The sequence below is a fragment of the Pseudodesulfovibrio pelocollis genome (assembly GCF_030282845.1).
GTDB lineage: Bacteria > Desulfobacterota > Desulfovibrionia > Desulfovibrionales > Desulfovibrionaceae > Pseudodesulfovibrio > Pseudodesulfovibrio pelocollis.
In genome coordinates this window covers 19,732-42,314 of record NZ_JASTWE010000034.1, presented here as the reverse complement: position 1 = coordinate 42,314, position 22,583 = coordinate 19,732, and the positions used below count along the sequence as shown (strand labels likewise).

Annotated in this window: 19 protein-coding genes; 13 read left to right on the top strand and 6 right to left on the bottom strand. The window is 64.0% G+C overall.

Translation table 11 applies throughout. The annotated features are described in order from the left end of the window. The first annotated feature begins 67 nt into the window (after positions 1–67). Genes purE through QQS14_RS12170 form a run of 4 tightly spaced genes read left to right on the top strand, consistent with a single transcriptional unit; the run spans position 68 to position 3,176 of the window. Complete coding sequence (gene purE, locus QQS14_RS12185; RefSeq protein ID WP_285907277.1) at positions 68–550, top strand: 5-(carboxyamino)imidazole ribonucleotide mutase; 483 nt, start codon at positions 68–70, stop codon at positions 548–550. Between the two features lie 22 nt (positions 551–572). Continuing rightward, complete coding sequence (locus QQS14_RS12180) at positions 573–1,112, top strand: aminodeoxychorismate/anthranilate synthase component II (RefSeq protein WP_285907276.1); 540 nt, start codon at positions 573–575, stop codon at positions 1,110–1,112. Beyond that, positions 1,078–2,409 (top strand): chorismate-binding protein, encoded by a 1,332-nt coding sequence (locus QQS14_RS12175; RefSeq protein ID WP_285907275.1) that lies wholly within the window; start codon positions 1,078–1,080, stop codon positions 2,407–2,409. Before QQS14_RS12180 ends, QQS14_RS12175 begins: the two co-directional genes overlap by 35 nt. Then, entirely contained in the window at positions 2,406–3,176 is a 771-nt protein-coding gene (locus QQS14_RS12170) for an aminotransferase class IV (protein ID WP_285907274.1), read from the top strand. The genes QQS14_RS12175 and QQS14_RS12170 overlap by 4 nt, the downstream gene beginning before the upstream one ends. A gap of 59 nt (positions 3,177–3,235) precedes the next feature. Here QQS14_RS12170 and QQS14_RS12165 read toward each other — a convergent pair whose 3' ends face one another. Next, positions 3,236–4,405: a homocysteine biosynthesis protein gene (locus QQS14_RS12165; RefSeq protein ID WP_285907273.1), complete on the bottom strand. Its 1,170-nt coding sequence runs from the start codon at positions 4,403–4,405 to the stop codon at positions 3,236–3,238. 245 nt (positions 4,406–4,650) lie between these two features. Between QQS14_RS12165 and QQS14_RS12160 the strand changes: the two genes are divergently transcribed. The 9 genes from QQS14_RS12160 to QQS14_RS12120 all read left to right on the top strand — a co-directional run bounded on the left by QQS14_RS12160 (position 4,651) and on the right by QQS14_RS12120 (position 18,558). Then, positions 4,651–5,946, top strand: a complete 1,296-nt coding sequence (locus tag QQS14_RS12160) for a helix-turn-helix domain-containing protein (protein ID WP_285907272.1) — start codon at positions 4,651–4,653, stop codon at positions 5,944–5,946. Positions 5,947–6,094: 148 nt separating this feature from the next. Beyond that, positions 6,095–7,264: a DNA polymerase III subunit beta gene (dnaN, locus tag QQS14_RS12155; protein WP_285907271.1), complete on the top strand. Its 1,170-nt coding sequence runs from the start codon at positions 6,095–6,097 to the stop codon at positions 7,262–7,264. Then, a complete protein-coding gene (gene gyrB / locus QQS14_RS12150) occupies positions 7,265–9,658 on the top strand; it encodes a DNA topoisomerase (ATP-hydrolyzing) subunit B (protein WP_285907270.1) in 2,394 nt (797 codons plus the stop codon). A 166-nt stretch (positions 9,659–9,824) separates the two neighbouring features. Next, on the top strand, positions 9,825–12,272 hold the full coding sequence (gyrA, locus tag QQS14_RS12145; protein WP_285907269.1) for a DNA gyrase subunit A: 2,448 nt from the start codon (positions 9,825–9,827) through the stop codon (positions 12,270–12,272). Between the two features lie 144 nt (positions 12,273–12,416). Next, a complete protein-coding gene (locus QQS14_RS12140; protein WP_285907268.1) occupies positions 12,417–13,301 on the top strand; it encodes a tetratricopeptide repeat protein in 885 nt (294 codons plus the stop codon). Positions 13,302–13,417: 116 nt separating this feature from the next. Further along, positions 13,418–15,436: a sensor histidine kinase gene (locus QQS14_RS12135; RefSeq protein WP_285907267.1), complete on the top strand. Its 2,019-nt coding sequence runs from the start codon at positions 13,418–13,420 to the stop codon at positions 15,434–15,436. Positions 15,437–15,542: 106 nt separating this feature from the next. Further along, positions 15,543–16,694: a glycosyltransferase family 4 protein gene (locus tag QQS14_RS12130; RefSeq protein WP_285907266.1), complete on the top strand. Its 1,152-nt coding sequence runs from the start codon at positions 15,543–15,545 to the stop codon at positions 16,692–16,694. Beyond that, a complete protein-coding gene (locus QQS14_RS12125; protein ID WP_285907265.1) occupies positions 16,691–17,383 on the top strand; it encodes a histidine phosphatase family protein in 693 nt (230 codons plus the stop codon). Before QQS14_RS12130 ends, QQS14_RS12125 begins: the two co-directional genes overlap by 4 nt. Beyond that, entirely contained in the window at positions 17,383–18,558 is a 1,176-nt protein-coding gene (locus QQS14_RS12120) for a glycosyltransferase family protein (RefSeq protein WP_285907264.1), read from the top strand. The genes QQS14_RS12125 and QQS14_RS12120 overlap by 1 nt, the downstream gene beginning before the upstream one ends. 126 nt (positions 18,559–18,684) lie before the next feature. Here QQS14_RS12120 and QQS14_RS12115 read toward each other — a convergent pair whose 3' ends face one another. The 5 genes from QQS14_RS12115 to queA all read right to left on the bottom strand — a co-directional run bounded on the left by QQS14_RS12115 (position 18,685) and on the right by queA (position 22,481). Further along, a complete protein-coding gene (locus QQS14_RS12115) occupies positions 18,685–19,227 on the bottom strand; it encodes a 2-oxoacid:ferredoxin oxidoreductase subunit gamma family protein (RefSeq protein ID WP_285907263.1) in 543 nt (180 codons plus the stop codon). Further along, entirely contained in the window at positions 19,227–19,997 is a 771-nt protein-coding gene (locus QQS14_RS12110; protein WP_285907262.1) for a thiamine pyrophosphate-dependent enzyme, read from the bottom strand. Before QQS14_RS12110 ends, QQS14_RS12115 begins: the two co-directional genes overlap by 1 nt. Then, positions 19,998–21,080, bottom strand: a complete 1,083-nt coding sequence (locus QQS14_RS12105; protein WP_285907261.1) for a 3-methyl-2-oxobutanoate dehydrogenase subunit VorB — start codon at positions 21,078–21,080, stop codon at positions 19,998–20,000. Between the two features lies 1 nt (position 21,081). Next, the gene (locus QQS14_RS12100; protein ID WP_285907260.1) at positions 21,082–21,315 is read right to left on the bottom strand and encodes a ferredoxin family protein; all 234 of its coding nucleotides are present in this window, start codon (positions 21,313–21,315) and stop codon (positions 21,082–21,084) included. A gap of 77 nt (positions 21,316–21,392) precedes the next feature. Further along, positions 21,393–22,481, bottom strand: a complete 1,089-nt coding sequence (gene queA / locus QQS14_RS12095) for a tRNA preQ1(34) S-adenosylmethionine ribosyltransferase-isomerase QueA (protein ID WP_285907259.1) — start codon at positions 22,479–22,481, stop codon at positions 21,393–21,395. Positions 22,482–22,583: the final 102 nt, after the last annotated feature.

Below are 22,583 nucleotides of genomic sequence, written 5' to 3'. Positions count from 1 at the left end.
GTTCTCCCTCTCCCCTTCCCCCTGGCCGCCGGAGGCACACCACACCATACACACAAAGGAGCATGACATGCCGCAGGTTGTGATTTTCATGGGTTCCATTTCGGATGAGGAGAAGATGCGTCCGTGTTCGGATCTGCTCAAGGAATTGGGCATTGATCATGTGTTCACGGTCTCGTCGGCGCACCGCACGCCCGAGCGCACGGCCCGGCTGGTGGCCGAGTACGAGGCGGCCGGGTGCAGGGTGTTCATCTGTGCGGCCGGTCTGGCGGCGCATCTGGCGGGCGCGGTGGCGGCCAAGACCATCCGGCCGGTGCTGGGCGTGCCATTGTCCGCGTCGGCCCTGGGCGGCATGGACGCGCTGCTGGCCACGGTGCAGATGCCTCCGGGCTTTCCGGTAGGTACGGTGGCCCTTGACAAGGTGGGCGCGCAGAACGCGGCCTGGCTGGCGGCCCAGATCATCGCCCTGAATGACGAGGGTGTGGCCGACAAGATCAGGCAGGCGCGCGAAGGTTTCATAGCCTCGGTAGAAAAGGCGGCCGCCTCGCTGTAGGGCGAGGCGCGGCAGGTCGTTGATGCGCATCCTGCTGGTGGACAACGCGGACAGCTTCACCCGCAACCTGGAGCACCTGCTGCTCGCGACCGTGCCCGGATCGGTGGTGCGCGTGGTGCCGTATGCCCGATTGGCCGAAGCGGATACGGTTGACGCTCAGCTGGTGGTCATCTCGCCCGGTCCGGGCAGGCCAGAGGATTATCCGGCCTATGACCGGGTGCTGGCGGCGGGCGGGCCGGTGCTGGGCGTGTGCCTTGGCATGCAGATCATCAACCGGTGGCGGGGCGGGCGCACCGCCCCCCTGCCGGGCTGCGTGCATGGCCGGGCAGAAGCCATCGACTGGGCCGGTGAGCGGCAGTGCGTGGCCCGGTATCATTCGCTCCACGTCACCGAGGTGGGACGCGGGCTCACGGTGCTGGCCCGCAACGACACCGGGGTGATCATGGCCCTCGGGTCTCGGGCCGACAGGCTGCTCGGGTATCAGTTTCACCCGGAATCCTTCATGACTTTCGACGGGGGGACCTTCATTGCCCACGCCCTCGACTTTCTCGACCTGTCTTGACCGGCGGGTGTTCGACGCCCTGGCTGCGGAGCTGGTGCGCGAGAGCGACGGCGGCTTCGGCCGGGGAGCGGACGTGCTTTTGTCCGTGCCCGGCCATCCGGCGGCCACCACCCCGTTCATCGGGGCGGGCGTGACCGGCGAGCTGGTCTTTTCGGCCCGGACCACGCCGGACGAGGTCAAGGATTTCTGTTTCGGCTCGCCCGGGCCTGCCTTCGGGTTTGTCAGTTATGACTACGGAATGCTCCTGCGCGGCATCGCCTCGGCCAAGCCGCTCGACTTTCCCCTCGGACACCTCAAGAAGTACGCGGCCACGGCGCAGTACGACGACGCCACGGGCATCGTGACGGTCGCGGGCGAGGAACGGGCCGTGGACGGGCTGCGACAACGGCTTGCCCGGCTGGAGCAGGAACATCCGGCCGCCATTGCTGCTGACCGCCGGAGCAGAGGCACGCGGGGCGGGGCAGAACTGTCGCTGCCACGCGAGGCCTACGAGGCCCGGGTACGCGAGACCCTGGCCCTAATCAGGGCCGGAGATGTCTACCAGCTCAACCTTTCGACGCGGTTCCGGGTCCGCTGGCCCGGGCTGGACCCGGCCGGGCTGTTCCTGCGCCTGTGGCAGACGCGGCCCGCGCCGTTCTATGCCTGGTTCGCGTCCGGGGCGCTGAGGGTGGTCTCCACCGCGCCGGAGCGGTTCTTGCGGGTGCGCGGGGGGGAGGTGCTCTCCCAGCCCATCAAGGGCACCCTGCGCCTTGAGGATGGGGAGTATGGCCCGGACGGGACCGTGGACCCGGCCCTGATGGCGCGGCTGACCGGCTCGGCCAAGGAGGATTCGGAGCTGTCCATGATCGTGGACCTGATCCGCAACGACATCTCGGCCAACTGCGAGGTGGGTTCCGTGGCCGTGTCGGCCCACAAGTCCGTGTTCCGGGTGGACAGGCTGCTCCAGATGTACAGCGACGTCACCGGGCGGCTGCGCCAGGATCGGGACTGCCTTGATCTTTTCCTTGACGCCTTCCCGGGCGGGTCGGTGACCGGGTGCCCCAAGGCGAGCGCCATGGCCATCATCGAGGCGTTGGAACCGCACTCGCGCGGGATGTATTGCGGTTCCATGCTTGTGGTACGCGGGGAGCGCGACATGGATTCGTCCGTGGCCATCCGCACTGCGGTGTGCGACGCCAGGGCCGCCACCATGGACTTCTGGGCCGGAAGCGGCATCGTGGTGGACTCGGACCCGGCAAGCGAGTATCAGGAGACCGTGGCCAAGGCGGAAAAATTTCTGACCCTGGAGGAATTATGATCCACTACCGCAAGGGCGAATTCACCCACCAGGGGGTGCCCATGGACCCGGCCGCGCCCGCCTTCCGCTACGGCGCGGGATTCTACGAGACCATCCTCTACAACGGCCGCAAGCCCTGCCACCTGGACCTGCACCTGGACCGGCTCCTGCATTCGCTGCGCGCTTACGGGGCGCAGTACGCGGCCATCGATTTCGAGGCCGTGATCCTGGAGGTGGTCAACCGCAACGGCCTTGAAGGCAGCCCGGCCCGGGTCAACATCTTCTATCCCATGGAGTCCCCGGCCCATCCGGTGGTCATGGCCGCGCCCTACGAGCCCAAGCCGTACAAGGCGTACCGGCTGTGCCTGTGCGAGGACCGGCACGTCTCGTCGCTGAACACCTACAAGACCACCAACGCCATGTTCTTCCACCTGGCCAGGAACAAGGCCCTGCAGCGCGGATTCGACGACGCCGTGCTCCTCGATTTCGAGGACCGGCTTCTGGAGACGGCCACGGGCGCGCTGCTGTTTCGCCGGGGCGACGAATTCTTCGAGACCGAATCCCCCTACCGGCTCGCCTCCACCAGCCTGTGGCTGGCCCGGACCACGATCCAGGTAGCGCCCCGACCCATTGCTCTGGATGCCCTGCCCGAGTTAGAGCACGCCTACATCCTCAACGCCCTCATCGGCATGCGGCCCGTGGTCACCATCGGCGAGGTCGCCTTTGTGCCAGATGAAGACACCTGCCGCGAGGTCTCGGAACTCATCCTCGAAGACCCGGCCCGCTAAAAAAATGAACAAGGCCGCCGGAACATTCCGGCGGCCTTGCTATTCAGCGTTTCAACAGCTTAAAAGCTGGGAATATCTTCTACTTTTTCTGTCAGCATGAACTCGCCGCGCTCGATCCACTTCTTGAGTTCATCGGCCACCTCCAGGGACATGGCGTAGCTGGTCAGGGGAACGGTCGAGGTCTTCTTGCCGTTGACCGTGATCTCGCCGCTGCGCAGCTCCTCGAAGGTGACACGGGTCAGCTGGCGGGAGATGCCGTTGGGATAGTCGTAGCCGTAGTCCTTGACCGGCATGGTGATATCCGCGTCGCACACGCCGGTGAAGTGGGCCATCTCCTCGTTGAGCATGGGGATGGGGATGCCCACGCCCACGGCCAGGGACACGCCGTAGCCCAGCAGGGACTGGCCGCGCACGTAGCGGGCGTCCATCTGCTTGAAGTCGCCCTTGAGCATCAGGGTACCGGACGGGTTCTCGGGCAGGCCGCGTTCATTGCGCTGGGGCTTGCTCACATGCTGGGTGCCAGCGCCGATGACGTAGCCGATGCCCCCGCCCAGGAAGATGCGCGTGCCAAGGCCGATGGTCTTCAGGAAGGGATCGTTGAAAAGGGGCGATATCTGGCCCGCGGTGGCGAAGTTGGCATTGGAGCAGTTGGACTTGAGGGGGCCCATGTACGTGTAGATGGTCCGGCTGGTCAGGTTCACGGCGCAGTTGTAGTTCTGGTAGCAGTTGCGCGGGTTGAGCATCACCGCGCTGGGCAGATCGGCCAGGGTGATGTCCTTGTCCAGCTCGCGGCGCGGATAGCAGTCCGTGCCATAGGCCTCGGCGCGCAGATGCACGGCCTTGCCGCGCAGCAGGTCCTCCATGACATGCCCGCCGCCGTAGACAAACCGGCCGGGGTGGACCTTGTTCAGCGGATCGTCCTCGCTGGGCTCGGTGCAGCCCAGGTAGGCATCCACGGCCGCGATGCCGGAGTAGCAGGGCACGTTGTTGAGCCACAGCTTGGACACCTTCATCACCGGCGGCTGCTGCCCGATGTTGAAGAGCAGGCCGGAGGAGCACATGGGCGAGAAGGTGCCGGTGGTGACCACGTCCACCTCCCGGGCGGCGGCCACCTTGCCCTGCCTGCGGACGATCTCGATCATCTCCTGGGCATTGACCACCACGGCCTTGCCCTTGCGGATGCGCTCGTTGATTTCCTGGATCGTCTTGTTCACCTGATGCTGGCCCATGCTCCCTCCAGACTCGTTTCCGCCAAATTTCACCGTGTTTTCAACAGGAATCGCATCATGTCCCAAATATGTCCGCAAATCAATGGATTTATCCCGGAAAACTGCCCCGGAACGCTTGGCTTTGGCGCTGTTTTGAGGTATAGAATCGAAGAAATTTCGGGATATTTTCCAGACCCTGAACCACGGCTTTTTTACACAGTTTTTCCAACACCTTGCGCAACCGTCCCGGACAGCAAAAATCCAGAGTGAAACAATCCCTGCGCCAACATCTGCTTCAGACCAGCACCGACACGGAACTCAAGCGCTGGTTTGACCCGCTGCACCTTGTCTACGAGGAGGAGAGCAAGCGGGTCGTGGTGGGCTTTCCCCACGCCTTTTTCGCCAAGTGGTTCGAGAGCGAGGTGCAGGACCGGTTCGAGGCGCAGCTGAACATGTTCCTTGGCAACGGCTATGTGGTCAGCTACCGCGACAACGGCGGCGACAACGCCCGAGGAGGCGACCGCGCCGAGGTGGTCAAGCGCATCGACTTTCCCTTTGGTCAGGAATTCACCTTTGACACCTTCCTGATCAACAAGAAGAACTACTTTCCCATCGCCTCGGCCAGGGAGGTGGCCAAGCAATCGGCCTCGCTCTTCAACCCGTTCATCATCTGCGGGCCGGGCGGCTCGGGCAAGACCCACCTGATCCGCTCCGTGGCCAACGAGATCAGCAAGAAGCATGAGCACTCGACCCTGTTCCTGGGCTCCATGGACGAACTGCACTCCATGTACACCATCCGCTTCAAGGGCGATCCCTTCCGGGCCAGGAACCATCTTTTCGACTATGATTTCCTGTTCATCGACGATTTCCAGAAGATCAGGGAATATCCCCATTTTCAGCAGGAGGTGGTCAATCTCTTCAACCACTTCTACGACAACAAGAAGCAGATGGTCATCGGCTGCCGCGAAAAGCTGGTCAGTTGCGACTTCCTTGACGAGAGCCTGCAATCGCGCCTGGGCTGGGGGCTCATCGTCACCCTCAAGGAGCCGGACCTTGAGATACGGGTGGGCTACATCCAGCGCCAGTGCCGCCTCAAGCGGCTGACCCTGAGCAAGGAGCAGGTCCTGACCCTGGCCCAGCATTTCAGCGACTTCCGATATCTTCAGGGCGTGCTGCTCAAACTCTTCGCCTTCAGGGAGCTGGTCAAGAAAGAGATGACCCAGCGCGATTTCGAGCACATTCTGTCCAACACCGAGGAAAAGGCCAGCGACGATCTGACGCCCAAGAAGATCATGACCGTGGTCAGTGAGCATTTCAACGTCAACATCAAGGAACTGACGGGCACCAAGCGCCACCAGAACATAGCCCAGGCCAGGCAGGTGGCCATGTACCTGTGCCGTCAGATGCTCAATACATCCTACCCCGCCCTGGGCCGCGCCTTTGGCGGCAAGGACCATTCCACGGTCCTCTACTCGGTCAAGAAAATAGAACAATTGCAGGATGATGACTTCGAACTGAAACAACTGTTGAAAACGCTGAAGAATAAATGTCGCCTGACGTGACCCATGCCCGCAAACCAGGGTTTTGGGCACAACCGGTTCCTGAAATGTGCCTTGGCGTGTGCCTAAAATATATTTTCGTTCCGGCATGTTGCATTGGATAGGAACAAAGGAACCGAGACAATAAATCTCAATCAAGGAGATATTATTTATGTTACTGAAAGTGAACAGAGATGAAATCATCGAAGGCTTGCAGAAGTCGGCCAGCATCATCCCGGCCAAGACGGGCGCGGCCTTCCTGCGCACCATCTGGTTGCAGTGCGAGAACGGGAACCTGAACATCATGAGCACGGACTCGAACCTTGAGTTCATGGGTTCCTACCCCGCATCCATCGAGCAGGACGGCCTGGCCGGCGTGCAGGGCCGTGCCTTCTATGATCTGGTCAAGCAGCTGAGAAACGACCAGGGCGAGCTGGCCCTGAGCACCGACGAGGCCGGGCAGAACGTGCTGGTGGAGCAGCGGGCCAGGAAGTACAAGTTTCCGGTTAACGACCCCGAGTGGTTCCAGAAGTTTTCGAGCTTCCCGGAAAACGGCACGGTCTTCTGGTCCGGCGACTTCCTGCACGAGGTCATCGATAAGATCGCCTTTTGCATTTCGGACGAGGACTCCATGGAGGCCATCGCCTGCATCTATTTCGCCCCGCGCGAGGTCATGGGCGTGAAGAAGGTCGAGGTGTGCGGCCTCAACGGGCATCAGTTCGCCATGTTCAACTTCGTCAACGACGACATCCACGCCATGCTCCCTGACGAAGGCGTGCTGATCCAGAAGAAATATCTCGGAGAACTCAAGAAATGGCTCACGGCAGACGAGATCGAGCTGGCCATTAGCCAGAAGCGGCTCTTCTTCCGTACCGGCGACCAGCGCGAGACCTTCACCCTGCCGCTGTCCTACTACCAGTATCCCAACTATCACAACTTCCTGGCAAAGCTTGGCGACGACAATGTCTCCATCCTGGAGGTCAACCGGTTGGAGATGGTGGACGCCCTGTCCCGCGTGGCTCTGTTCAACACCGATTCCAACCGCTGCGCCTACTTCACCTTTGGCGAGGGCGAGCTGATCATCTCGGCCCAGGGCCAGGAAACAGGCACGGCGCGCGAGTCCATTGAAGCGACATTTTCCGGCGGCATGAAGCGCGTCGCGTTTCCCACCAGGAACCTCATCGAGATTCTGAACCACTTCAATTCCCCCACCGTCAAGTTCACGCTGACCGGCACCGAGGCCCCCTGCGGCCTGACCGGTGCCGATGATCGCGATTACAACGTGATCGTCATGCCCATGATGATTCAGGAAGAGACCTACTACACCGAGGAAAACGTCTAGATGAGCGACAAACAGTACACCGCCGAATCCATAACCCTGCTCGAAGGGCTTGAAGCCGTGCGCAAGCGCCCGGCCATGTATATCGGGTCCACGGACATCCGCGGCCTGCACCATCTCGTCTACGAGGTCATCGACAACTCCATTGACGAGGCCATGGCCGGGTATTGCGATACCATCAAGGTCACCCTGCACATGGACAACTCGTGCACCGTGACTGACAACGGCCGCGGCATTCCGGTGGAAATCCACCCCAAGGAAGGCATCCCGGCCGTGCAGATGGCCATGACCATGCTCCACGCTGGCGGTAAGTTCGACAACGACTCATACAAGGTTTCCGGTGGTCTGCACGGCGTGGGCGTGTCCTGCGTCAACGCCCTTTCCGAGTTCATGGAGACCACGGTCAAGCGCAACGGCAAGACCTGGCGCATCAAGTTCGAGCGTGGGGCCGTGGTCCAGGAGCTGGAGGAGATCGGCCCGGCCGATTCCACGGGCACTACCCAGCGCTTCCGGCCCGACGAGGATATTTTCGAGGTCAACCAGTTCGACTACGATACCCTGCGCAAACGTTTCAGGGAGCTGGCCTACCTCAACTCCGGCCTTGAGATCGAGTTCAAGGACGAGCGCAGCGGAGACAACGAAAAGTTCAAGTTCGACGGCGGCATCCGCCAGTATGTCAAGGACCTCAACTCCGGCCAGAATACCATCGGCGAGATCGTGTACGGCGAGGGCGAGTCCGAGAACATGATCGTGGAATTCGCCCTGCAATACACCTCGGGCTACAAGGAAAACACCTACACCTTTGCCAACAATATCCGCACCATCGAGGGCGGCACCCACCTGGCCGGGTACAAGACGGCCCTGACCCGGGCCGTCAACAACTACGTGCAAAACGGCGACCTGCCCAAGAAGCTCATCAAGAAGCTCACTGGCGACGACGTGCGCGAGGGGCTGACCTCGGTCATCTCGGTCAAGCTGCCCGACCCGCAGTTCGAAGGCCAGACCAAGACCAAGCTCGGCAACTCCGAGGCCAGCGGTCTGGTGGCGGGCGTCATCTACGAGAAGCTCAACGTCTTTTTCGAGGAAAATCCCAAGGAGGCGCGGTTCATCATCGAAAAGGTGGTGGACGCGGCCCGGGCCAGAGAGGCGGCGCGCAAGGCGCGTGATCTGGTGCGGCGCAAGGGCGCGCTCTCGGACAACTCCCTGCCCGGCAAGCTGGCCGACTGCCAGTCCAAGCGGCCCGAGGACTCGGAAATATTCATCGTCGAGGGCGACTCGGCAGGCGGCTCGGCCAAGCAGGGCCGAGACCCCAAGAATCAGGCCATCCTCCCCCTGCGCGGCAAGATCCTCAACGTCGAGAAGACCCGCATGGACAAGATGCTCGGCAACAAGGAAATCCGCGCCCTGATCACGGCCCTGGGCGTGGGCATCGGCCATGAGGAGGACGAGAAGGACTACAACAGGCTGCGCTACCACAAGGTAGTCATCATGACTGACGCCGACGTGGACGGCTCCCACATCCGCACCCTGCTCCTGACCTTCTTCTTCAGGCAGTATGAGGAGCTGATCACCCGGGGGAACCTGTACATTGCCCAGCCGCCGCTGTTTCGCGCCCACAAGGGCAAGTTCGAGAAGTTCATCAAGGACGAAATTGAGCTTGAGACCTTCCTCATGGACAAGGTGGGCACCGACGTCATCGTCAAGGCCCAGTCGGGCAAGCGGTTCATCGAGGGCATGCTCATGGACATGATGGCCTCCATCCGCTTCGTGCGGCAGAAGTTCTCCGAGGCCGAGACCGTTGGCGTGGAGCCAGGGCTGTTCCAGGCCCTCATGAACCACGAGGAGCGCATCAGCTTCACCCACTTCGATACCCACGACCACGAGGCCTTCAAGACCTGCTTCGAGGCCGTGGGCTACAAGGCGTTCATCGAGACCGAACACGATGACGAGATGAACAAGGACCGCACCTACGTCACCTTTGAGAGCGCCAACGGCCATCGCATCCGTCTGGCCATGGAGTTCTTCCACTCCAAGCTCTACAAGCAGGCCTACAAGACCTACAATGACCTCAAGCAGGCTTGCGAGGGGTTTGACTTCGCCCTGGTCCTCAAGGATGCGGAAAAGCCCGTCACGGGCATTTTCGCGCTCTATGACGCGGTCATCGAGGAAGCCCAGCGCGGCTGGCAGATCCAGCGCTACAAGGGTCTTGGCGAGATGAACCCGGAGCAGCTGTGGGAAACCACCATGCACCCGGACAAGCGGACCATGCTCCAGGTGACCATTGACGACGCGGCCGCGGCCAACGACATCTTCATGGACCTCATGGGCGACAACGTGGAGCCGCGCCGCGCCTTCATCGAGAAAAACGCCCTGGCCGTGCAGGAGCTGGATATCTAGGGCTTGCGGGGCCGAGCCGGGGACAGCGCGTGTAAGAGTGTTTCCCCGCGCGCACCCCTTGCCGGCGCTGCGAAGTCATGATTTTGGATGATTCCCGGCGGTCCGCCCGATGCGGGTCTGCCGGACAGCCCGAGGCCAAGAGACCAAAGGCATAACCGGAGGCAGAATGAACGACACGATTTCCATCGAAAGTGAACTTAAGAAAAGCTATCTTGAGTACAGCCTGAGTGTCATCATCGGGCGCGCCATCCCTGATGTCAGGGACGGCCTCAAGCCCGTGCACAGGCGCATTCTCTACGCCATGCACGACCTGGGCAACTACCACAACAGGTCTTACAAGAAATCCGCCCGAGTGGTCGGTGACGTCATCGGCAAGTACCACCCGCACGGCGACTCGGCGGTCTACGACGCCCTGGTGCGCATGGCCCAGGAATTTTCCATGCGCGACACCCTGGTGGACGGCCAGGGCAACTTCGGCTCCATCGACGGCGATGCCGCGGCGGCCATGCGGTACACCGAGGTGCGCATGGCCCGGCTGTGCTCCGAGTTCCTCGGCGACATCGAGAAGCAGACCGTTGATTTCCGGCCCAACTACGACAACACCATGCAGGAGCCCTCGGTTCTCCCCACCAAGGTGCCTAACCTGCTCCTCAACGGCACCACGGGCATTGCCGTGGGCATGGCCACCAACATCCCGCCCCACAACCTGAGTGAACTCATCGACGGCTGCGTCCACCTGCTGGACAACCCGGGCTGCACGGTCGAAGACCTGATGACCTTTGTCAAGGGGCCGGACTTCCCCACCGGCGGTATGGTCTACGGCGGCCAGGGGCTCTACGACGCCTATACCACGGGCCGTGGCTCCATCCGGATTCGCGGTGTGGTCGAGGTGGAAGAGGCAGGCAAGGGCAAGAAGGACGCCATCGTCATCAGGGAGATTCCCTACGCGCTGAACAAGTCCACCCTGGTGGAGAAGATCGCGGCCCTGGTGCACGAGAAGCGCATCGACGGCGTGGCCGACCTGCGCGACGAGTCTGACAGGCGCGGCATCCGCATCGTCCTCGACCTCAAGCGCGGGGCCATTGCCGACATCATCATCAACGCCCTGTACAAGTACACCCCCCTTGAGACGAGCTTCGGCATCAACATGATGGCCGTAGTGGGCAAGCGGCCCATGCTGCTCAACCTCAAGAGCGTCCTCGACTACTTCCTGGACCACCGGCGCGAGGTGGTCATCCGCCGCACCCGGTTCGACCTGGACAAGTGCGAAAAGCGCGTCCACATCCTCGAGGGCTTGCGCATCGCGCTGGACAACATCGACGAAGTGGTCAAGCTCATCCGCGCGTCCAAGTCGCCCGACGAGGCTCGCGACGCCCTCATGACCCGCTTTGACCTCTCCGATATCCAGGCCAGGGCGATTCTGGACATGCGTCTGCAAAAGCTCACCGGCCTGGAGCACGACAAGCTGCTCGAAGAGCTGGCCGAGCTGCTCAAGAAGATCGAGTACTTCACCTCCATCCTCAAGAACGAGGAGGTGCTCAAGTCCGTGATCCGCGAAGAATTGAAGGATATCAAGGCCAACTACTCCACCCCGCGCCGCTCCGAACTGCTCATGGCCAACCCGGACTCCATCGACATCGAGGACCTGATCCCCGACGAGGAGACCGTGATCACCCTGTCCCAGCGCGGCTACATCAAGCGCACCCCGCTCTCCAACTACACGGCCCAGCGCCGTGGCGGCAAGGGTATAGCGGGGGTACAGACCGGTGATGGCGACTTCATCCACACCTTCATGCTGACCACCAACCACCAGCATCTGGTGCTCTTCACCAACCAGGGCAAGATGTTCAAGATCAAGGCGCATCAGGTGCCCGAGGGCAGCCGCTACGCCAAGGGCGGCCACGTGGCCAACCTGCTGCCGCTGGACAAGGACGAGCACATCACCACGGCCCTGTCCCTGCGCGAGTTCGCGGACGACCGCTTCTTCCTGTTCGTGACCAAGAAGGGCATGATCAAGCGCTCCAGCATCGGCCTGTACGGCAACTGCCGGTCCACGGGCATCCGGGCCGTGAACCTGCGCGACGGCGACGAGTTGATGCTGGTCCGCGAGATCGAGCCGGATGTGGACTGCATCCTGGTGACGCGCGACGGCTCTGCCATCCGCTTCAACATCAACGATGCGCGGCCCTTGGGCCGGGCCACGGCGGGTGTCAAGGGCGTGGCCCTGCGCGGTGAGGACGAGGTGGTGGCCTGCGTGGTCACCGGCGACCCGGAGCGCGACCAGCTGCTGACCGTGTCGGCGGGCGGATTCGGCAAGCGCACCGGCATCGACCAGTACCGGCAGCAGTCGCGCGGCGGCAAGGGCATCCTGAACATGCGCCTGACCAACAAGACCGGCAAGGTCGTGGGCGCGCGCATGGTCAGCGAGAACGACGACGTGATCCTGCTGACCTCGGCCAACAAGATCATCCGCATGTCCGTCTCCGAGGTCAGTCAGACACGCGGCCGCGCCACCCAGGGTGTGCGCCTCGTGCGCATGGACGCCGACAACACCGTCATCGGCTTCGAGCTGGTCATGGAAGGGGACGAGGAGCTCAAGGACGTGGTCTCCTAGCTGGCCGTTGAAAAAGTCCAAACATGCAGGCTGTTAAAAAGTGGTGAGATGCCAGGCGCGAAAAAACTCAAGGCCGAAGCGTACTTCCTGTACGCGAGGACTTGAAAGCAGATCGCCGTATTTCAACAGCTTGCTAGGAACCCGATGCAGCGTATTCTCATGCTGATTCTGCTGGCCACGGCGATGCTCCTCGCCGTGGCCTGCTCGAACGACCGCTCCCCGGGCGACGAGGACATCCGCCGTGCCCGCGAGTCCTATTCCAAGGGATTCTATCTCGAAGCCGAAAAGGACTACGAGCGCTATCTCCAGGCCGAGCCCCAGGGCGAGTTCCGCAAGGAGGCCTGGGACCGGCTCAGCGAGATCGCCGTGACCATCAAGGGCGACATGGACCGGGCCGTGGTCCTGCTCGAAGCCATGTATCTGGAGCTGGGCATGGACCAGGGGGCGGCCTGGCAGATCATGTTTCAACTGGGCGATGTGTACGCCCAGCTGGGCAACCAGGCCAAGGCCATCGAAGCCCTGGAAAAATGCCTGGCCCACGCCGAGGGCTCGCCCAGGAGGACCTATGCCACCTTGCTGCGCATGGCCCGGCTCCACCGCTCCATGGGCAATTACGACCTCGTGGCCATGACCCTGGAGAACTGCGCGGATTCGGCCACGGACGGCCACGGCAAGGCGCGCTGTCTCTACGAGCTGGCCCAGAGCTACAGCTTCATAGGCAACCCCAGCCAGGCCCGCCGCGCCCTGGAAAGCCTGCTGGCCCTGCCCGACGCCGACGACGAGACCCGGGTCCTGGCCGTGTTCCTGCTGGCCGACATCCACGAGAGCGAGCGCGACTATGCCACGGCCCGCGAGCTGCTGCGCTCCATCCTGATCACCTATCCCAACCCCAAGGTGGTGGAGGCCCGGCTGGCCAACATGCCCGGCGGCAAAGGCCGACCGCTCCCGGCCCTGGAGCCAGACCCGGCCGATGGGCCCGGCCATGACGACTCCGACGACTCCTTTGTGCCACCCCCGGACGAGCGGTAACCCCTGCCCCTGATGCGGTCGGGCCCCCCTTTGCCCAGATATCCGGTAGCCTCAAACCCTTGTTCCGTGCTATGTGGTAGGCAAGATCGGCACACCACTGACACAGGAACAGGCATATGTGGCAGACCATACCAAAGGGCGCGGCTCCACGGCGGCTTTTCGCGGCCGCGCTCCTGCTCCTGTTCCTGCTGCCATCCACCGGCACCGCGCCTGCCCGGGCCTACCACGAATATCGGGTGCTCCTGCTCAACTCCTACAGCCTCGCGCTCACCTGGACAGCGGACATCACCCGGGGCGTGGAGCAGGGATTGGCCGTCCTGGACCATCCTGTCCGGCTCCATGTGGAGTTCATGGACACCAAGAATATCTATTCTCCCGAATACCTTGACCTGCTGGTCGCACAATACCGGCTCAAGTACCGCGACATCCGCTTTGACGTGATCATCGCCTCGGACGACAACGCGGCCCGTTTCGCCCTGGCCCACCGGGCCACCCTCTTCGGCGGCGCGCCGGTGGTCTTCTGCGGGGTCAACGACGAAAACATTCTGGAGGGCAAGCGTCCCGAGGGCGTCACCGGGATCTATGAGGCCGTGGACATCGCAGGCACCATGGAGACCATCCTCGCCCTGCAGCCCGATGTGGGCACCATCCACCTGATCAGCGACGAGACCACCACCGGCAGGATCAACCGGGCCGCCACAGAGGATATTCTGCCACTGTTCGAGGGCCAGGCGCGCTTCTCCTGGATCGAAGACACCTCCCTGCCCGAACTCGAAGCCATCCTGGCCACCCTGCCCAGGGACCATGCCTGCCTGTTCATCAGCTACAATCGCGACAGGCGCGGCCGCTGGTACACCTACGATGAGGCCATCGAGCACATCAGCCGCGCATCAACGGCCCCGGTCTACGGGTTCTGGGATTTCCTGCTGAGCCGGGGCAATGGACTGGGCATCGTGGGAGGTGTGCTCGCCTCGGGCCAGCATCAGGGCGAGCTGGCCGCGGCCATGGCCGGGCGGATCATGGCCGGGGAGCGGGCAGAGACCCTCGCGCCCGTGTCCCAGCAGGCCAATCGGCCCATGTTCGATTACGCGGCCATGAAGCGGCACGGCCTTGACCCGGACCGGATTCCCCCGGACGCCACCCTGGTCAATGTGCCCCAGTCCGTGTTCAGGCGCTATGCTCTGGAAATCTCGGCCGTGACCGTGATCATGGTGGTCATGCTGGTGTCCATCGTCCTGTTGCTGGCCACGGTGCGCGCGCGCCGGCGGGCCGAGGCCGAGCTGGCCCGGCTCAACCACACCCTGGAGGAACTGGTGGACGAGCGCACCGCCCAGCTCACAGAGCGCTCGCGCGAGCTTGAGCAGGCAAACGCGGAGCTGACCAAGCTCGACGAACTCAAGACCGCCGTGCTCAACACCGTGTCCCACGACCTGCGCACCCCGCTGACCTCGGTCCTCGGGTTCTGCAAGCTCATCGGCCGGGATTTCAACAAGCACTTCATGCCCCTGGTGGAGGGTGTCGACGGCCCGGGCGACGGGATCAGAGCCAGGGCCGAGCGCATCCGCGACAACCTGACCGTCATCGAGAAGGAAGGGGAGCGCCTGACGCGGCTGGTCAACGACTTCCTCGATCTCTCCAGGATCGAGTCCGGCAGCGCGCCCTGGCGCGACGAGCGCCTCGATCCGGCCCGGCTCATCGAGGAGGCCGCGCCCGTGCTCAAGGGGTATTTCATGGACAGCCGGGTGGTCTTCGAGGTCGATGTGGCCGGACCGCTGCCCGAGGTGGTGGCAGACCCGGACAGGCTGCTCCAGGTCCTGGCCAACCTGGTGGGCAACGGGGCCAAGTTTTCCCGCCGGGGCACGGTGCGCCTGTCGGCCTCGGCCACGGATTCCGGCTGGCTGCGGGTGGCCGTGTCCGACACCGGCATCGGCATCCCGCCCGAGGAGCTGGTCCGGGTCTTCGAGACCTTCTATCAGGTGCGAGGCGATACCGTGAACGAGCCGGTTCTGCGCGGCAGCGGCATGGGGCTGGCCATCTGCCGCCGCGTCGTGGAGCACTACGGGGGCACCATCACCGCCCAGAGCACCCCGGGCAAAGGCTCGGTCTTCATCTTCACCCTGCCGCCCGCGCCCTGATCGTTGCCCGGGCCGCTCATTCCCCCCCGGCTCATTCCCCCCTTGGACCCGGTGCGTCTTTGGTGTAATGGAATGCCAGCGCCACGACCCAACCAGCGAGCAGCCGTTGAAGATAGCCTTTTGCACCCCCTTCAAGCCCGTGGATCACCCGAGAGTCTCGGGCGACGTGACCATCGCGCGCGACCTGCACGACGCCCTGCGCGGCTTTGGCCACACGGTGGAGGTGCTGCCGTTCTTTCCGGCCAGGGAGATATATCGCAGGCCCGGCAACTGGCCCGGAGCGGTCCGCGCCCTGGGCCGGATGATCGAGGCCGCGCGCGGGGCGGACTGCTGGCTCACCCACGGCAGCTACTACAAGGTGCCCGACATCTTCGGCCCCACCGGTTCGGCCCGGCTCGGCATCCCCTATTTCCTCTTCCAGGCCTCCTATGCCCGCAACCGCGCCCGCAACCTCGCCACCTGGCCCGGCTACATCCTCAACAAGCGGACCATGCGCCGCGCTGACCATGTCTTCTGCAACCGGGTCAACGATCTGGCCGGGTGCGCCAGACTCCTGCCAAAGGATTGCTACTCCTTTGTGCGTCCCGGCCTGCCCGACGGGCTCTTCGCCCGCGACGAGGCCGCCCGGGTCCGCCTGCGCGCCGAGTGGAAGGCCGGGCCTGACACCGTGGTGGCGGTCTGCGCGGCCATGATGCGGCCCGGGGTCAAGGCCACCGGGGTGGAGTGGACCATCCGGGCCTGCGCGGAAGCTGCCCGGGTCTGCGTGGAAGCTGCCCGGACCATGGGCAAAGGGCGCGACCTGCGGCTGGTGGTGGCGGGCGACGGTCCCATGCGGGCCGAGCTCGAAGCCATGGCCCATACCGCCCTTGGTCAGCGCGCGATATTCCTGGGCATGGTGGACCGGGCCGACCTGCCCGGGGTGTTCAGCGCGGGCGATCTCTTCGCCTTCCCCGGCCTGCGCGAGAGCGTGGGCATGGTCTACCTGGAGGCCCAGCGCTGCGGCCTGCCCGTGGTGGCCACCGACGACGAGGGCGCGCCCCATGTGGTGGCCCATGAAACGTCCGGCCTGATCACCCCGGCCGACGAGGCCGCCTTCACCCGGGGCGTGGTCGCCCTGGTGCGCGACGACGCGTTTCGCTCCCGGCTCGGGGCGCAGGCCGCAGCCCACGCGACCCAGGCCCACGGCGCATCCGTCAACTATCTCGAAATGGCGCGGACAATGGAGCGCATCGTCAGCACAAGGAGACAGACCCCATGACCACCTTCTACTGCCTGCGCCACGGACAGACCGACTGGAACCAACAGTCGCGCATCCAGGGCCGCACCGACACAACTCTGTCCGATGCGGGCCGGGACATGGCCCGCACCTGGGCGCAATCGCTCCCGCAAGGCATGTTTACCATGATCCTGACCAGCCCCCTGGCCCGGGCCGTGGAAACCGCCCATATCCTCAACGAGCGCCTTGGTCTGCCCCTGCACACCGATCCCGGCCTGGTCGAGCAGGACTGGGGCCAGTGGACCGGGCTGACCAAGGCCGAACTCATGGCGCAACGGGCCAAGGTCGCGGCACAGGAAAAGCGCGGCTTCAGCTTCACCCCGCCGGGCGGCGAAAGCCGCGACGCTGTGCTCATGCGCGCCTGCGACGCCTTGATCGGGTTCACCGCCGCCCATCCCCGGGCTTCGGTCCTGGTGGTCACCCACCACGGGGTGCTCAAGTGTCTGGCCTACGCCCTGTCCGGCCTGGACTACCTGCCCGGAGAGTCCTTGCCCATCGAGCCGTACCGGCTGCACCGCATCGAATGCCTGGACAACGAACTGGCTCCGGCCCGGTTGAACATGGAGTTCGATACGTTGGCTGCTTCGGTCAAGAATCTGGCTTCGTTGAATATCCCCGAGCCGGACCCGCTCAATCCAGACATGGGGGAACCGGAAACCCCGGAGCGTTGATGCGCGTCCTCTTCTACTGCCAGCACGTGCTTGGCGTGGGCCACGTCTTCCGCTCCCTCGAGATCGTCCGCGCCCTGGCCGGGCACGAGGTGGTCATGGTCACCGGCGGGGCCGAGATCGACTTCGACCCCCCGGCCAACATGGTCCACGAGCGCCTTCCCGGCCTGATGATGTCCCCGGATTTCAAGTCCTTCATCCCCTCAGAACCCGCCGCCGACCTCGACGAGGTGCGCGCCCGCCGCATCGAGCGCTTCCGGGCCATCATGGCCCGATACCGGCCAGACGTCCTGCTCATCGAACTCTTCCCCTTTGGCCGCCGCGCCTTCCGCTTCGAGCTGCTGCCCATCCTTGAGGGCGTCAGGGCAGGGGAGTGGGGACCCTGCAAGACCGCATGCAGCCTGCGTGACATCCTGGTGGAAAAGCCCGATCCGGCCAAGTACGCCCGCCGCGTCCTGGACATGCTCAACCCGCACTTCGACCTCGTCCTGGTCCACGCCGACCCGACCCTGATCACCCTGGACGAGACCTTTCCGGCCGTGGCCGACATCGTCCCGCCCTTGCGCTACACCGGCTACGTGGCCGCACGGCCCGAACCCGGCGCAGGCCGCGCCCTGCGCCGCGAACTCGGCCTGGACTCCACGCCGCTCATAATCGCCAGCGCTGGCGGCGGCCAGGTGGGCAACGAACTCATCCAGGCCAGCATCCAATCCTCCATTCTCCTGGCCGACACGCTCCCCCACGCCCTCATGGCCTTCACCGGCCCCTATGCCCCGAAGGCCGACCACGCCCGCTGCCAGACCCTGGCCGCCGACCACCCGCACATCACCGTCCGCCGCTTCACCAGCCGCTTTCCCGCCCACCTCGACGCGGCCGATCTCTCCCTGTCGCTGGGCGGCTACAACACCACCATGAACCTGCTGGCCGCCAACACCTTTGGCCTCATTCTCCCCTTCACCCAGAACCGCGAACAAACCATGCGCACCAGCCGCCTTGAAAAACGCGGCACCGTCGGCCTGCTCAACCCGGCCGACCTCGACCCCGCCCGACTCGCCACCCGCATCGCCCAGGCCCTGACACACCCCGCCACCCCGTGCCCCATAGACCTGACCGGCGCCACCACCACCGCCCGATATTTGGAAGAGGTGGGCGGAGGGAGTGGGGTGGGGGTGGGGTGAGAGATTCCGGGGGAAAACTTTTGAAAGGGTTTCCCTCTCCCCTTCCCCCTGGCCGCCGGAGGCATGGATGCAACGAGAAAGGGAGCCTGACGGCTCCCTTTCTCGTTGAGGCTATTGTCTCCGCGCCTAGGCCACGTGGTCGGCACCGGCCTGGATGGCTTTGGTGTTGGCGGGGATGAGTTTGTGGTAGTGTGGCGAGATGACGTTTTCGAGCGAGTCGATGACTGCCGAGAGTGGGATGATGCCGGTGGCCTGGACGTAAGCGCCGATGGCGACCATGTTGGCCATGCGGGTATTGCCGAGTTTGTCGGCGATCTCGTTGCAGGGAACGGCGTAGCATTTGAGGCGGTTGGTATCGGCCAGTTCCATGTCGATGAGGGATGAGTTGATGATGTGTATGCCGTTGTCCGCGACCCGTGGCTGGAACTTGTCGAGCGACGGGCGGTTCATGGCTATGAGTGATATTGGCCGGTGGATGATGGGCGACCCGATGTCCTCTTCGGACAGGACCACGGTGCAGTTGGCGGTCCCGCCGCGCATCTCGGGTCCGTAGACCGGGATGTAGGTGACGTTGAGCCCGTCCTTCATGCCTGCGTAGGCGAGCAGGTTGCCGATGAGCATGACGCCCTGGCCGCCGAAGCCTGCGATGATTGCGTCCATGTAGCGCATCAGCAGATCCCTCCTTCCTCGGAGATGTCCTTGAACACGCCGAGCGGGAAGTAGGGAATCATCTCGTTTTGCAACCTCTCGTTGGCCTGGACCGGGGTCATCTTCCAGTTGGTGGGGCAGCCGGAGAGCAGCTCCACGAACCCGAACCCGGTGGCGTTCAGCTGGCAGTCGAAGGCCTTGCGCAGGTGTTTCTTGGCTGCACTGATGTTCTTGACGCTGTCCAGCGAGCCGCGCGCGGCATAGGCCACGCCGCCCAGGGAGGCGATGATCTCGGCCATGCGGATGGGTGCGCCCTCGTGGGTGATGCAGCGTCCGGCGGGCGTGGTGGTGGTCTTTTGGCCGATGAGGGTGGTGGGGGCCATCTGTCCGCCGGTCATGCCGTAGACGGTGTTGTTGACAAAGACCACGCAGATTTTTTCGCCCCGGTTGGCGGCGTGCATGATCTCGGCCATGCCGATGGAGGCGAGGTCGCCATCGCCCTGGTAGGTGAAGACGAAGTTGTCGGGCCGGGCGCGCTTGACGCCGGTGGCCACTGCCGGGGCGCGGCCGTGGGGTGCTTCCACGGCGTCCACGTCGAGGTAGTTGTAGAGGAAGACCGAGCAGCCGATGGAAGCCACCAGGAGCGAATTTTCGGCCAGGTTCATTTCGTCGAGCAGCTCGCCTACCAGCCTGTGGGCGATGCCATGGTGGCAGCCGGGGCAGTAGTGGGTGGGCCTGTCGATGACGCTCTCGGGCCGGGAGAAGACGAGTTTTTCTTGCATCTCAGTCATTTATTTACCCTCCAGGCAGGCGAGGATGGGGGCTTCCAGCTCGTCCGGGGTGGGCAGGTTGCCGGGGTAGATGGGGAAGAAGTCCGAGTCGGCCACGGTGCGGATGGCCAGGCGCACGTCGTCCACCATCTGGCCGAGATTGTGTTCGATGGTCAGGAACCGCTTGCCCGCCTGGGCCAGCTTCTTGAGGTCCGCGCTGGGGAAGGGGTAGAGGGTGATGGGCCGGAACAGGCCGACCTTTTTGCCCTGCTTGCGGAAGGCGCGCACTGTGGATTTGGCGATGCGGCCGATGGAGCCGTAGGCGCAGATGATCAGTTCGGCGTCTTCGGTCTCGAACTGTTCGCACTCGGCCATGTCGGTCCAGGCGTCGTACTTGGCCTGTAGGTGCCTGTTCTGCCCGGCCAGCTCGCCTTCGCCCAGGAACAGGGACTTGATGAGCCGTTTTTCGCGCGCGGTCTCGCGGGCGTTGGTGCGGCCGGTGATGGCCCAGTCGCGTCCGGCCTCGTCGTCCACGCCTTCGGGCACCCAGGGGGTGATGGGTTCCTTCATCTGGCCGAGGATGGCGTCGCCCAGGATGAGCACCGGGGTGCGGTGTTCAAAGGCGATGTCGAATGCCCGGATGGTCAGGTCGTAGGCCTCCTGCACGGTGCCGGGGCCAAAGGTGAAGTGGCGGTAGTCGCCGTGTCCGCCGCCCCGGGTGGACTGGTAGTAGTCGCCCTGGGCCGGACCGATGTCGCCCAGGCCAGGTCCGCCCCGGTTCATGTTGACGATGACCGCCGGGATTTCGGACCCGGCCATGTAGGAGATGGCCTCCTGCTTGAGCGACATGCCCGGGGACGAGGACGAGGTCATGGCCCTGATGCCTGCCGCGCCCGCGCCAAGCAGCATGTTGGCCGCAGCCACCTCGGACTCGGCCTGGACGAAATCGCCGCCCGCCTTGATGATCTCCGAGGACATGAATTCCGGGATGTCGTTCTGCGGGGTGATGGGGTAGCCGAAGAAACATTTGCACCGCGCGGCCAGGGCGCCGCGTGCGATGGCCTCGTTGCCCTTGATGAAGATGCGTTCGGGTTGTTTGCTCATGCTATTTGCCCCCTTTCTTCCTGGGGGTCTTGTAGACCGTGATGGCGATGTCCGGGCAGATCATGGCGCAGGACGCGCAGCCGGTACATTTGGCCTTCAATTCCTCCGGCACCTCGACGACCTTGTAGCCGCTGACGTTGAACCGGTCGGACTGGACGATGATGTCCACGGGACAGACCGTGGTGCACAAGAGGCATCCCTTGCACCGGTCCTCCCGAACCTCGATTCGCGACATGGAGCGCTCCCTGTTTCGACCGCGGGTTGCGGCCGACCGTTTGAATTGAGTCAAGTGGATATGGAGTGTATCCGCAATTATTTGATAAGCATCGCGTCTCCGTACGAGAAGAAGCGAAACCCGTGTGCCAGGGCATGGCCGTAGGCGTCGAGGACTCTCCGCCTTCCGGCCAGAGCCGCGATCATAATGATCAGCGATGATTCTGGCAAATGGAAGTTGGTGATCATGGCGTCCACCACCTGAAAGTCGTACCCCGGAGTGATGAAAATGTCTGTTTCGCCTCGGAATTCTCCGATGCGCCCGCTCTCGCGGACCATGCCCTCCAGACTCCGGGCGCTGGTGGTGCCCACAGCCACCACGGGCCGCCCCTGGGCCTTTGCCTCCTTGACCGCTTGGGCGGTGGCATGGGGCACCTCGATGTATTCCGAGTGCATGCGGTGCTCGCGGATGTCGGCGCAGCGCACCGGGCTGAAGGTGCCGTAGCCCACATAGAGGGTGACCTCGGCCCAGCCGAAGCCGCGCGCGGCCAGCTCGGCGCGCAGCCCGGGCGTGAAGTGCAGCCCGGCTGTGGGCGCGGCCACGGACCCGGCCTTGGCCGCGTCGTTGTAGGTGGTCTGGTAGCGCTCCCGGTCCGCTGCGGTGTCCGGCCGCTGGATGTACGGGGGCAGGGGCAGGTGGCCGATTGCCTCGAGGCGCTCGCGCAGGTCGCCGCGCCATGTCAGCTCCACCTGCCAGCGGCCGAATGTCCCGCCCTCAAGGGCTTTCAGCCTGAAATCATCGGAAAAGGTGATGCCCGAGCCGGGCTTGGGGGCCTTGGAGGCGCGCAGCAGCCCCTCGACCCGGGCCGTGTGCCAGCCCGGCTGATCGCCCGCGGCCGGGCTGATCAGCGGCAGGGGGGTGAGCAGCAGGAATTCCACGCGCCCCCCCGTGTCCTTGCTGCCGAAGACCCGGGCCGGGATGACCCGTGAGTTGTTGGCCACCAGCAGCGCGCCCGGCGGCAGGTGGTCGGCGAGTTGGTGGAACCCGCCTGATTCCAGTCCGCCCCCCACCTTGTCCAGCACCAGCAGGCGCGAGCCGTCGCGCCGGTCGGCCGGGGCCTGGGCGATGCGCTCCTGCGGGAGGTGGTAGCCGTAGCTGTCGAGCCTGTAGTCCGTGGGTATTTCCATGCATTTCTTCCGTGCGCGGTGTGCGCCCGAAAGCCTACACCACGCCGTGAATCAGTCAAATCCTTTTGTTGTCTAATTATTACAGGCTGATGAGCCCATTAC